This window comes from Mycobacterium mantenii (assembly GCF_010731775.1).
GTDB lineage: Bacteria > Actinomycetota > Actinomycetes > Mycobacteriales > Mycobacteriaceae > Mycobacterium > Mycobacterium mantenii.
Window position 1 is genome coordinate 2141132 of sequence record NZ_AP022590.1, and the last position, 12829, is coordinate 2153960.

A 12829-nucleotide genomic window follows, 5' to 3' on the forward strand; every position below is an offset into this window, starting at 1 on the left:
GCTGCGCGCGCAACTGGTTCCGGCAGTAGTGCTCACGGCGCTGGCCAGCCTGGTGCTGGGCGTTGCCTACCCGCTCGCCACCTACAGCATCGGGCAACTGGCCTTCCGCCACCAGGCCGACGGCTCGCTGATCAGCCGCGACAACCAGGTCGTCGGCTCGAGCCTGCTCGGTCAATCGTTCACAGACGCCCACGGTAACCCGCTGCCCGAGTACTTCCAGCCCCGGCCGTCAGCCGCGGGAGACGGCTACGACGCCACCGCCAGCGCGGCCAGCAACCTCGGCCCCAGCGATCCCAGGCTGCTCGCTGTCATCCGTGAAAGAGCCGCTGCCTACCGCGCGTTCAACCACTTGCCCGGCGATGCGGCCGTGCCCGTCGACGCGGTGACCGCCTCGGGGTCTGGTCTCGATCCGGATATCTCGGTGGCCAACGCCGAATTGCAGTCACCGCGCGTCGCCGCCGCTCGGCATCTGCCGCCCGAAACTGTGGCAGCGCTAGTGCGCGGCCACACCACTGGCCGTGCGCTGGGCTTCCTGGGGGAGACCGTGGTCAATGTCGTCATGCTCAACCTTGCGCTCGATCGACTGCAGCCGCGGCCACACTGACGATTACTATTGCGGCGCCGTCCGAACCGATTTCCGTGCGCAGCGACGCGTCGATTGCCTCGAGCAGATCGCGTGCCGCCTCAACGGTGAAGAGTTCGACGCGACCATCGCCCAGTCCTGGCTCGGGGTGGCCCGCCTGGAACCGGATTTCCACCCGGTCACCGCGCAGCGCCGCGGCGATCGTCGGTCTGTCACCCGGCGAACTGAGCCGAATCGCGTTGGCGGCCAAGGCCGTTACCACCCGGGTGAGCACCGCAGCGTCGGAGATCACATTGGGTAAGTCTTCTGGCAGCATGACGTCCACCGCGTGGTGACCAGGGCCGAGTTCGTCGAGCGCAGCAGTCACCACCTCCGCGACATCCACCTGACGAATACGCACATCCAACGCGCCGGCCCGGGCCCTCGCCACATCATCTAGTTGCTTCGCCAGGACGCCGATCCGGTCCACCGCACGCTCCAGCGTGTCGATCAGCTCACCCTCCCGCGCCACAGCGGGTATCGCGCGTAGCCCCGCGACGGCCCGCTTGGCGGAGTCGACCCCCTCGGCAAGGGCGCGACCGGCGGCGGCGGCCAGCGCTGTTCGGGTGCGCTCGGTATCGGCCTGCTGTTCGGCGCCGGCAGCGCGCTGGCTGAGCCTGCGCTGGCCCAGATACTCGGCGACCTGCGCCGCGCACGCGGTGAAAATCTCCTGGTCAGCTGCCGATAACGCCGCGCCACGGCCGACGACCAGCGATGAAGCATCCAGCTCCGCTTGCACCGTGGCCTGCTCAGGCAACTCCGGGGGCCGATTACCACAGCTGGCGGTGAGAACCCAGCCGCCTTTGTCACCGGGTTGGCCATGCGGCGCGCCCGTCCGGCGTTCCAGCACGCTCAACCCCTCCAACCCGAACGTCTCACGGACCAAATCCAACAACTGGGGAAGATCGCCTTCCCCGCGCAGCAGTGCCTCGGCCATCGACGTCAGCACCGCAGCCTCGGCGCTTGATCGGGCGGCCAGCCGACGGCGTCGTGCGCTGACTTCTACCGTCCAGCTCACCAGCACCGCCACCGCCACATACACAACCAGCGCCACAGCATCGTTGAACAGCGCGATTCGGAGCGAATACAGCGGGCGGGTCAGAAAGAAATCCGCGGCCGCCACCGAGACCACCGCGGCGACCAGCGCCGGATACCACCCTCCCACCACCGCGATCAGGACGATCAAGAGCAGGTAGACCAACAAATCACTCGGCAGGCTCAGCCGGGACCGGAGCAGCCCCAACAGGATTGTCACCGCCGGCAACAACACCGCCATCAGTGCCAGCGCCTGCAACCTCCGACCCAGACTGACACCGCTTAGCTGCGGGAGCCGCGCCGCAAACCTTGCCGGCGTCCTATCGGTCACCACGTGCACATCCAAGGTGGCATCGAGCCGAGACAGCCTGCGGGACACCACTTCCCGGCCGGTCAGAATTCTCCGGCCGGCGCTCTGACGGCTGACGCCGATCACCATCTGCGTGGCGTTTTCGTGTCGCGCGAATTGGACTAGCGCACTACTGACGTCGGCGCCAACTACCTGATGCCAACTGCCGCCCAGCCCCTTGATCAACAAGCGCAGCGTGGCCAATGCGGCCGGGTCGGCCCCCAAACGTCCGTCACTGCGCGCCACATGAACGGCCATCAGATCGCTTCCCGGTGTGCGGGCGGACAGACGCGCGGCCCGCCGAATCAGCCCGTCGCTTTCCGGGCCGCCCGATACGCCCACCACGATGCGCTCCCGGGCCTCCCAGCTGGCGCTGATGCCGTGCTCGCTGCGGTAACGGCGCAAGCCCTCATCAACTCGATCGGCTACCCACAGCAGCGCCAGTTCCCGCAGCCCGGTAAGATTACCCGGCCGAAAATAGTGTGACAGCGCCGCGTCGATGCGGTCGGGCGGATAGATGTCACCGGCAACCATGCGTCGGCGCAACGCTTCTGGCGACAAGTCCACCAGTTCCAGCTCGTCGGCCTGACGCACCACCGCATCGGGCACCGTTTCGCGCTGCTCCACACCCGTCATTTCGGTCAGCACATCGCCCAACGACTCCAGATGCTGAATGTTGAGGGTCGTGAGCACGTCAATTCCGGCGTCGAGTAACTCCTGAACGTCCCGCCAGCGTTTCGGATTGCGGGAACCGGGAGCGTTCGTGTGCGCCAGTTCGTCGACCAACGCTAATTGCGGACGGCGAGCCAGCACCGCATCCACATCCATTTCCGGCAGCACCCCACCCCGGTGCCGGACGTAACGTCGGGGCACCACTTCCAGTCCGTCAACCAGCTGCTGCGTGGCTCGTCGGCCGTGGGGCTCGACGAAGCCGATTACGCAGTCGACACCCCGTCTGCCCTGGCGGTGCCCTTCGAGCAGCATCTCGTAGGTCTTGCCGACCCCCGGAGCAGCACCCAGGTACACACGGAGCCGTCCCCGTGCCATCTAGCAGCCGATTTCTGCGACTGTGCCGGCGTGGCCGTCCACGCGCATCAGCGTAAACCGGCTCACCACTGCGGCGGAGAGCTCCGGAGAAGAGCGGTTCTTAGGCCCGCGGCTTTGATCTCGAGGCCGATGTGCACTTTGCCGATGCCGACGCCGCGATCGAGTGCGCATATAACCACCAGGCGTGGTACCAATACCTCTTGAGCACTGCGTTGTAAACCCGCCGCGTTTCCGACTTCGGCAGGACCCGGACGGTCGGCGAGTTTCATCAATGCTCGGGACTACGGCGTTTCGGCCGACATCAGCCATGCGACCGTGGACGACGGAGGGTTCTGAGCTGCTTCCGAAAGTGCTCGGGGTGCGAACCGTTCAACTGCGACCGATAGCCATGAACCGGGGCAATCGAGAGCGCGATCTATCGCCACGCGATTGACCCTCACCGCGAAGCATGGTAGCCGCACACCTGAGGAGCGCGACCGCGCGCAGCGTTTGACCATGCAATGGGCCTCAACAGGGTCGCGATCGGCGCAACTCAACAACGCCGCCTCCACGGCGGCCGGCATCTGATGCGGACACCGCACCGGCCGATGCGACCGGGCCACCAGCTCCTCAAGGCCCGAGGCCTCATAGCGAGCCAACCAGGAGTGCACGTCTGACGCGACACCCCAACCTTCTGGGTAACCTGCGAAATCGACAACCCATCGCTGATCACCGCCAACACGGCCTGATACCTCTGCTCGGCCACGGTTAACTCCCTCATCTAGGGAGTGTCAAGGATCAGCCGAAGCAACTGTCAACCATCAGCCGAAACACTGTCAGGCATCACCCGAAGGCGAAATGTCAAGCATCAACCGACGTCATACATTATTTAGTAGGGCGGGCGGGGCTCGAACCCGCGACCAACGGATTATGAGCCCTGCTGACCTGCGAAAATCCGGCCAATCTAGAGGCCTTGCAGCGCGTTTGAGTGATTCATTTTGCAGCTTTAAATCCATTGTCTTTCAATAGCTTTCACTGATTGACGGCATTCAATCGCAAGTGTTGAACCATCGTTACAGGTCAGACCCGGCAGAGCCGGTGTGCTGCCCGAGTGCTGCCCGCCCTGGTCGCCGATGAGGTTTGCTGGCTGGATGTGCTCTGGTTGGCGTAATAGCAAATCGGGTCTTCGATACGTCCGACCTTGTTATCATGCGGAAATGGATGACCGGCTACAAGAGCTAATGGACGGCACTACCGGCCATTTTTGGACCAAAATAGACGAGGTGCTGAATCTAGCCGAAGCCGCAAACGGGCATGTTGAGCTGAAAGACGATGACCTATTGCATATCGAAACACTGACAAGCTTGGATTTCATGCGCAGTGTGCATGCCCTATCATCCACGGCTGGCAGAGAGATCCCCAGCACGATTTACGGAGCTACGAAACCTGCGGCCGCAGTATTCTATGATTTGGCTGGGTACAGCTCAAACAGGGTTATTGGAGGTGCAAGAGCATCCTCGGCAGTGTATCGAGCTCGCGCAGTTCTATGCGGCGTGAATCTTCGCAATATTGCTAGTGATAAGCTAACAAGAATGCTCGTCACAATTCCAAACGTGATGAATTGGGCCGGAATTGGTGGCGTAGTTGCGAAAATCGGAAAAGATGATATCGGACGATCGAAGTCTATAGATGCGACAGCTCGCCAAGCAAATAAAAGAATAGCGCCCAAACGGCATGGTATTACCTTGTCGTTTTCGTCGCACTGGTCTGTACAAGGCCCTGATGACGTGCGATTGCTCAAGAATCCATTGGCGGTAGTTACCGAAAGTGACAAACCGAAAGCCTGGTGGGACCTTTTAGAACCGATTCTTGCGGTACAAGACCTGATCAACATGGCATATCAGGGCTTTGTTGTGGCCGACGACGCGACTGCTGACATTGATGTCAAGGAGGAAGATCCGTACAGAAGATCACCTGAACTTTGGCTGAGCCGAATGATGACCGTTCCTGCTGGCAGTAAAGTTCCGAAATCCATGACCGAATTCCCCGTTTTCAATCTTCCGCAGATTGGGGGGATTAGAGGTGTAGATGGCTGGATAGAGCTAACGCGCAAGTATGGCCGCGCCACTGGCCCCATTAGCAAAATCTACCGTTTTGGTAGTGGTTTAGCCGCCGAAACGCGTTGCATGGAAATTGCCGCTGCGATTGACTATTGGTCTGAAATCCACCGTCGAGCCGGTTTGGCTTGGGCTCATAAGTCAAAGGGGACTCTTACAGAGGTGCTAGCGAAATTTGCAGGATCGGCATTTGAAGAGTTTGTCGGTGATATAAAAGTGTGGTCAAAGATATTCCGGCATACAAATAACCAGATCAAACATGAGCCAGTTTTCTCATACGATCCAGACGATGTGTTCACTATCGCGCGCTCAGCAGAGATACTACTTCAATCCGCGCTGTTAAACCGCATCGCGCGGAATAAGAAAATGACCGATATAGTCTGTGACAGCCATCGCAACTACAATGTTGGCGTTGATGTGAGAAAAATAGTTGAACGCGGCCATCTATGATGGTCCATCTTCTATGATCGGGTCGGCAACATAGTGACCACAGTGCAGCACAGCCCGGCGTCGGCAAAGAAAACAGCGATGTGGAAACTCCAGACGAAGATTAAGAAGACAGAGGCAACTAGGGATGAACATGTCATGGCTTGAGTTCACATCTCAAATGACATCAACGCTAAGCTGGCCAATTGTTGCGCTTGCAACCATAGTGCTGCTCAAATCGCAACTCAGGAAGGCGGCCGAAGCGATCGTCAACCTCATCGATAACCTAGCAGAACTTGAATTCCCAGGGGGCAAAGCAAGGTTCAAGAAGAAAGTTAAAGAATTAGCGAAAGCTACTGATACTCTGAAAGACGAGACCTCGGAGGCTACACAACCGAGCCGTTCACAAGAAATAACTCTGCCACCAGAAACTACCAGTCAGCGCGTCACCAAGTATCAGCAACTTGCAGAACTTGACCCGCGGGCCGCGGTATTGCTTCCATTCGGTGATCTCGAGTCTTTAATCCGGCAGAAGTTTAAGCAGATGTATCCGGATAAGCCCTCTAACTTTCCGTTTAGTAGACTCGTCGAGACATTACAAGAAGACGGACATTTGCAAGACGATACAGCCAGCATGCTGAGGCAAATGAACACAGTTCGAAACGAAGTCGCGCATAAGTCTCAGATCGAGCCAGAGCTGGCGGATCTCTTCATCGAGTCAGTGGGCAATATGATTGGATACCTGCTGCTAACTGACTTCTTCAAAGAAGCCAGGACGGTTGACTAGAGATGTCCGCGTATCCACTCCAAGGTTGGCGGGTGACGCAACAACCGAACAGGCTAAGCGTTCCGGCGCTCTAACGGCACGACGTTCGATTGCGCCGCAACAGGGCGGGCCAGACCGGCAGGCTGCGAAACGTCGTCGTTGATGTAATCGCCGTAAACGTCCAAAGTCAGTGTGAAAGTGCTGTGGCCAAGCCACTTTGATACCCGCTTGAAATCAACGGGCGGGCTAGCGCTGAGGAGGTTTACCGCGAAGCTATGCCGCAGGTCATGAAACCGTGCCGCTGGCAGTGAAAGCGCGGCCTCGGCAGGTTGCATGAAACGTTTATAGAAGTTGGACGGGTCAACGGGTTGGGTCCATTCGAATCGATCAGCGGTGTTCTTGACGTCTCTGCCCTGGGCTTTGGCGGCTGCCAGGTCCAATCGACCAGGGAACAGCGGCGCGGTCGGCTCGGTCGCTCGCGGATGGGTCGCCAGGTAGTCGCGCAAGTCTTGGGCAAGCCAGGCTTCTAGCGGGACGGTTCGCATTGACTCATCGGATTTGGTCGATTCGGTCTGCCAGGCAGCGCCGCGCTTGCTTTTGGTCCGCTCTACCCGCACTGAGCCGCCTGTATCAGTCAGGATCACATCGCGGATTTCCAGACCCGCCAGCTCAGCGGCACGCAAGCCAGTGAAGCCGGCAAAAGTGATGAACAGCCCGTAGGCCGGTAGACCCTTGTTGGTGACGTGATCGGCCAGGGCGATGATTTGGGGGCCTGTCAGCGGCGTATGGCGAAACTTCGACGCTCGGCGCTTGGTTGAGGTTGTGAGCTTCACCAACGCGGGGTTTGCAGTGATGGCGTTGTCGAGAACCGCTACCGCACAGATACGACGCAGTACACCAAGAGCTTGCTTAGCGGTCTTGGGGCTTCGTTTGGCCCGTTCTCGCTCATCGGAATCAACCTGGCTCGCGGCGTACCGGTTTGAATCACCCTGAAGCATCCCGGGTTTCATGCACCCTCGGGGTTCTGTGAGCCGGCCGGTTGGTCGGTCACGTGTTGGGAATAGTACTGGGCTTCGGCTTCGGCGGGTGGGACTCGGCCGAGGCGGTGCATGAGGCGCTGCTGGTTGTACCAGGCGACGTAGTCGGCGGTGATGTACTCGACGTCACCGACCGTGGTGAGCGGCCCGCGACGGAACGGGGAATCAGGCCGGATGCACTCAGTCTTGTAGAGTCCGATCGTGGTCTCGGCCAGAGCATTGTCATAGGCATCGCCGACACTGCCGACCGAGGGTCGGATGCCCGAAAGGGCAAGTGTTTCACCGAATCTCACGCTGGTGTACTGCGATCCTGCGTCGCTGTGGTGGATGGCGTCCTCGATCGGGTGACCCTGACGCGACCGCAATGCGACGGCCTGACGGATCGCCGATTCGACGAACTGGGTCTGCTTGGAGGCGCAGGCCTCCCATCCCACGATCGCCCCGGCGTAGGCGTCGATGACGAATGCGACGTAGACGAACACCCCCGTGACGAGCTTGACGTAGGTGAAGTCCGCAACGAGCAGCTGGTTGGGTGCGCCCACCCCGAACTGGCGATCCACCAGATCCGGTGGCCTCACCGCCGCCGGGTCGGCGATCGTGGTGCGCACGGCCTTCTGGCGGCGTACGCCCTGCCACCCGTTTCGGCGCATCAGGCGTTCCACCGTGGACTTCGGCACCGGGATGCCTTTGCGCTGCAGATGTGCCCACATCTTCACCGACCCGTACAGCGACTCGGGCTTGCGCCGGCCGTGCTCATCGGGTTCGTAGTAGCCGGCCAAGACCTCGCTGATGGTGGCGTCCCACAGGGCTCGCTTCGACGGTGCCCGCTTGACCCAGGCGTAGAAGGTGCGTGGGGCGATCGGCACACCGTGCTCGGTGAGCACGCGGCAGATCGGAGCGACCCCGAAGCGGTGCCTGTGTTTGGCGATGAACTCGCAGACCGAACTGGTCAGCGGCGGTTGCGCGGGTCGCTCTCCCGCACGAAGAAAGACGTTGCCGCCTTGAGGATTTCGATCGTCTGCTCGAGCTCGGCGTTGCGCCGCTTGAGGGCGCGGATCTCAGCGGCCGCCGCCGAGGAGACACCGTCACGATCACCGTCGTCGACCTGCTGCTGACGGATCCAACTACGCAGCGTCTCGGCCGTCATCCCCAACCGCTTGGACACCGCCGTGATCGCCGCCCACTCACTTGGGTAGTCAGCACGGTGCTCCAACACCAGACGGACCGCCTTGGCCCGCGTCTGCGGGTCGTACTTGCTCGGCATGACATGCACCTTCCCAAGGAAGGAGGTGCGCATCAAACGCGGGATGGTTCACCGAAGTTGGTGTGCCCGTCTCGATTCGAGCGCCCGGCAACGCCATCTTGCTTGGCAACACGTTGGAAGACTATGACAAGGCGGGGCGGTTTTCGTGGAAGTTCCTGCGGGACAGCACTGCTGAACAAGTCCGCGCCGTTACTAACTATGCCTTGGCTGCCGATTCAAAACTCTGCAATGGTTTGATCATGAATCGATTGTTCGATCCTGAGGCTGATAGCAATGAATTTGGGCATACCTGCTACGGTTTGTGGAACGGCACAGATTCGCTGATCCCGCCTCCGTATCTCGGAAAGACGTTCGACCGCAACCACTCTCACTACATCGTGAGCGGTTCCGATGTGATCGATTCGCGTGACCTGGACGAATCCATCAAAACGATTACTGAGCATGGCTACGGCGTGGCTGCGAACAGTCAGCTCATCGCGTTCATGAATGAACAAGAAGCAGAGCAGGTTTCGAAGTTCAAGGCCGGTGAGGAAAACAACAACGGCATCATTGCGAACCACGACTTTATTCCGTCTCAGGGCGCACCCGCGTACTACACGCCAAACGACATCGTCGGTAAGATCGCACCTGCTCAGTACAATGGGTTGAGAATCGACGGTTCTTATGGGCCGCTGTGGATCGTTCGGACTCAGTACATTCCGGCCACCTACCTTGCGGTTGTAGCAACTGAAGGACCGAACTCGTTGAACAACGCAGTATCGGTGCGTCAACACACGAACAGCGCCTACCAAGGCCTTCGTACCATACCCGGAAATAACCCTGCCTACCCTCTTCTCGAATCATTCTGGTCCCGCTGCATTGGGGTGGGAACTAGGCACCGGGGGGCGGCTGCGGTTGTCCAGATCAAATCCGCTGGTGAGTACGAACCGCCCACGATTCCGATGTGATCGCTATGAATCCCTCGCAATGGTTGGCTGCCAACCTGACTCAAGTGCTTATGGCGCTGGCGCAAGCTGGCGCAGCCCTTGAATCGGCACAGCCACAGACCACCGAACCGAATCAGGCGGCGCAATGAGTTACGGACGCAGACAGTACGCGGATGAAAACCGTTGCGGTGATGCCTACGAAGAGGGACGAGAGCCAAGCGAACTCGGCTACGTTCCCGCCCTCGTGAATCGATTGCCACCTAGCGAAGGTGGGCCGTACCGGGGCAAGGCTCCACGGGCCAAGCGAATCATCGGAAGGCTTTGATTATGGCTACTGCCGACTGACCTCCGCACCCGTGCGGGGGTGGCTGCCGAGTAACCAGAGTGGACCAGTCCAGATGCCCCAATGCCGGGGCTGTGATGGCCGCTGGCGCGCGTTCGGTTCCGGCCCGGTGCCAAGCCTGGCTACCCCGCGCACGGGTGCGCAAGGTTCGCCGATTGCGCCGTTATTGCAGGTCAGAGGCTCTTCAAATCAGATTTTTCCTGGTCAGAGCGGAGTAAAATGGACATTGTGAGTGTCAGCGGAGATTTCATACCTGAAGATCCGCAGATTCAATTTGACCGCAAGTTGCGCCGCGCAATCTTCCTCGGCGAAGCGCCATACCACATCTGCGGTGACAGCTTGGACCAAGAGACACTGCAGACCATGCAAGCTGTAGCGGATGAGTATCCCAACGTTCGGTTTGAAACTGTGCTGTTGGCTCGCGAATCACTTGAACGCCAGTTAGACGGCACGCACGCGAAGCTACGCGCCGCAGAGATAGAGAAGATCGCCAAACGGTTTGGATGGACGTAGAAACCCCGCCGCTTCAGTTGGTCTTCTGGTGTTTCGCCGCCGTGCGGCTCAACAGACCCGTTGCGACCCTGCGTTCTGTGCGGGTCTTCACGAAGTCAACATGTCCAGTCTTGGATCGTAAGTTCCCACATCAATTCCAGCGGCCTTCAAACGCTCGAGTTTCGTCTCGCAGCTACTTTCGAACCACCCTGAGCCTGTCGGATACCAGGGGTGATTTTCGATGAAATTCTGGCCCATACTTGCGAGCAGCACGTCTTCGAAACGAGTTAATTGACCCATGCGACCACCATGAATTAGTCGGCTAATTTGATCGTCGTTATATCCGCTCATTGCACGTTCTACCTGCTTTAGAGTGGTGAATCCCAAACGCTTAAGGAGACGGGTCGCAAAGGTGTAGCTCCATTCGCGCATACGCCCGTCTTCACCATATTTTTTGTCGAGTAGTGCCTGCAAGCTATCGGGAGTAATCTCTACACCCTCAAGCTCGCCAGAAGCGACGCGTTCGCGTGCATTCTGCTGCAATTCTTGATGCTGATCTGCTATCGCTTGAAATTCACGATCTCCAATTTCGAGCATTCCCGCTAGTGACAAGAATCGTCGGCGAATAGACTTCGGCAGAACATCGACGTCAGCAGCTTTGTACTGGATCTCGTGCTCTATTTCAGCCCAGGCGTGCTGCAGGATGGTACGAACCTGAAGTTCTGCAATCAACCCACGAAAGCGGGCATATTCGGGCAACTGAAGTCGGTTTTCTCTCAGCTTAACTAAATAATGAACGCTTTGGTAACCTAGTCGGGCTTCGCCCGTTGCCTCACCACCTCGATCATTCTTTTCGATAATCTCAAACTCAGAAGTAATGACAGCATCTGTTTGTTGCAGCGTGGATAAGAAGAATGTTATTACGCGAGCGGCAGCAAGGTCAGTAATACCGTGAATTGGATCAGGATACTTCGGGTTTTCTGGATCGGCGGGGTTCGGCAAAATTGCTTTCTTGCCAAAGCTATCAATTTCTTTTGCTCTGGATTCAATAGAGTGAACTAATACATTTTGATGCTTCAGAGAGCGTACAAGAATGTCTTTTACGACGCTAGCGAAGTCTTGGTATGTGCCACGTATCCGACGATATTTATCTTCGGCTTCGGCCCGATGAGACTCGAAATCGAAAGCAACCGCTTCTTCTTCGGGCGGAACATCGGTAGACACGACGGGGGCGGAGGGCGGGTCTTCTGCCATCATTTCGCGCCTCCGCGCATCCTCGGTCCGTTTGACTTGGCTCTGTATCACTCGGGTTGTAAAAAGGATATCGCGCTGCAGGGCTCGCGCCGTAATGCCTGGCGGATTGATGTTTGCCAGCAGGACAATGTATTACGCTTTGTACCAGCCGATTGCTGCCAAAGTGCTGCCTTCAGAGCCAATTTCGGTCATTCAGTCTGGCGGTGGACAACAATAAAACTAGCTCTTAGCTGCGGGTTTTAAGTTGTGGGGCGGGCGGGGCTCGAACCCGCGACCAACGGATTATGAGTCCGCGGCTCTAACCAACTGAGCTACCGCCCCCGACGGGGTCGTTCCGTAGAAACGGTAGCCCAAGACCGAAGGCAGGGTGCGCCGGGCGCCGCCGCTGCCCGAACGCGAGCGGGTGCGCCGAATGGGCGCCCCCGGCTTCGGAAGCGCCCTACGGCAGAACGCGACTTGCTATTACGCGGGCGCCGGCCCTTGCTTCCCGGCCTGATCCTTGATCTTGGGAATCATCTCGGGCGCGTAGACGAAAATCGCCGACTCGACCTCCCACTCGGCCTGAGCCTGGCTCATCGGCGTGGTGCGGGTGATCATGTTGATCAGCTCCTGGCCCTCGCCGTACGGATTGGGGTTGGCCCGAACCTGATCGGCGAACCAGCGCCCCTCGGCGGCTTCGCTGCAGTCGTTGAAATCGGCATTGTGCACCAACTTGTTCTGCGCCAGCAGTTTGATGTACTGATCATCGGTGGGAGTCATGTTGCACGACGCCGACGCCTGCGGCGCCGAAGCCACAGCACCACCGAACATCGCGGCCCCCAGTGCGACCCCGGCGGCCCCCACCGCAAGCACCTGCAAGCGTGATCGTCTGACAGTCATCTCCTCGGACCCCCTTATCGCGGAATTTGCTGCATTTCCTTTTCGCGGCAAGGATCGGGTACCACCGGCGTTGAGCGTGGCAAACGACGATTCCTGGAAACAACCCGTGAACAGTAACTAGCTAAAATTACTGTGCGAGAAACTATTCGGGTCGAATCCGATAATTAGACGTCGTGGACGGACGCCACATAAAGCGACTTGGCGCGCGCTGTTCTCGACAACAGAAACTGATCGCCGACGAAGTTAGCTGAGCGCGATGAACCAACCCGCATTTGCGGGACACAATGTTATTG

General features: G+C 59.0%; 10 protein-coding genes, 1 tRNA gene and 2 pseudogenes. 5 read left to right on the forward strand and 8 right to left on the reverse strand.

Annotated features, from left to right (window positions below):
* The first annotated feature begins 1 nt into the window (after position 1).
* Positions 2–604, forward strand: a complete 603-nt coding sequence (gene kdpC, locus G6N50_RS09655; protein ID WP_308204210.1) for a K(+)-transporting ATPase subunit C — start codon at positions 2–4, stop codon at positions 602–604.
* Here the strand turns inward: kdpC and G6N50_RS09660 are convergent.
* From G6N50_RS09660 to G6N50_RS30055, 3 genes and pseudogenes are all read right to left on the reverse strand, one after another.
* Positions 564–3053 carry a DUF4118 domain-containing protein gene (locus G6N50_RS09660; RefSeq protein WP_083099587.1) on the reverse strand — a complete coding sequence of 830 codons (2490 nt, stop codon included), beginning with the start codon at positions 3051–3053 and terminating at the stop codon, positions 564–566. The genes kdpC and G6N50_RS09660 overlap by 41 nt on opposite strands.
* Before the next feature lie 62 nt (positions 3054–3115).
* Positions 3116–3303: pseudogene (locus G6N50_RS29310) on the reverse strand (hypothetical protein); the annotation flags it as partial.
* A gap of 31 nt (positions 3304–3334) precedes the next feature.
* Positions 3335–3736: pseudogene (locus G6N50_RS30055) on the reverse strand (hypothetical protein); the annotation flags it as partial.
* A gap of 513 nt (positions 3737–4249) precedes the next feature.
* On the opposite strand from G6N50_RS30055, the gene G6N50_RS09675 reads away from it, so the two are divergent.
* On the forward strand, positions 4250–5599 hold the full coding sequence (locus G6N50_RS09675) for an ApeA N-terminal domain 1-containing protein (RefSeq protein WP_142275791.1): 1350 nt from the start codon (positions 4250–4252) through the stop codon (positions 5597–5599).
* A 130-nt stretch (positions 5600–5729) separates the two neighbouring features.
* Positions 5730–6362 (forward strand): DUF4145 domain-containing protein, encoded by a 633-nt coding sequence (locus G6N50_RS09680; protein ID WP_142275790.1) that lies wholly within the window; start codon positions 5730–5732, stop codon positions 6360–6362.
* Between the two features lie 53 nt (positions 6363–6415).
* Here the strand turns inward: G6N50_RS09680 and G6N50_RS09685 are convergent, their stop codons facing one another.
* Complete coding sequence (locus G6N50_RS09685) at positions 6416–7351, reverse strand: tyrosine-type recombinase/integrase (RefSeq protein WP_083099581.1); 936 nt, start codon at positions 7349–7351, stop codon at positions 6416–6418.
* Positions 7348–8642 (reverse strand): IS3 family transposase gene (locus G6N50_RS09690; protein WP_163650833.1). Its coding sequence is split into 2 segments (ribosomal slippage): positions 7348–8369 and positions 8369–8642, totalling 1296 coding nucleotides; the frame shifts between segments, so codons are not numbered across the junction. The genes G6N50_RS09685 and G6N50_RS09690 overlap by 4 nt, the downstream gene beginning before the upstream one ends.
* Positions 8643–8704: 62 nt before the next feature.
* On the opposite strand from G6N50_RS09690, the gene G6N50_RS09695 reads away from it, so the two are divergent.
* Entirely contained in the window at positions 8705–9589 is an 885-nt protein-coding gene (locus G6N50_RS09695) for a hypothetical protein (protein ID WP_179970109.1), read from the forward strand.
* A gap of 550 nt (positions 9590–10139) precedes the next feature.
* A complete protein-coding gene (locus tag G6N50_RS09700; RefSeq protein WP_142275806.1) occupies positions 10140–10424 on the forward strand; it encodes a hypothetical protein in 285 nt (94 codons plus the stop codon).
* Positions 10425–10511: 87 nt separating this feature from the next.
* On the opposite strand, the gene G6N50_RS09705 is transcribed toward G6N50_RS09700, so the two are convergent.
* From G6N50_RS09705 to G6N50_RS09715, 3 genes are all read right to left on the reverse strand, one after another.
* Complete coding sequence (locus G6N50_RS09705; protein WP_083099899.1) at positions 10512–11660, reverse strand: GTP pyrophosphokinase; 1149 nt, start codon at positions 11658–11660, stop codon at positions 10512–10514.
* A 244-nt stretch (positions 11661–11904) separates the two neighbouring features.
* Positions 11905–11978 (reverse strand) — tRNA-Ile (locus G6N50_RS09710).
* Positions 11979–12119: 141 nt separating this feature from the next.
* Positions 12120–12536, reverse strand: a complete 417-nt coding sequence (locus G6N50_RS09715) for a hypothetical protein (RefSeq protein ID WP_179970110.1) — start codon at positions 12534–12536, stop codon at positions 12120–12122.
* Positions 12537–12829: the final 293 nt, after the last annotated feature.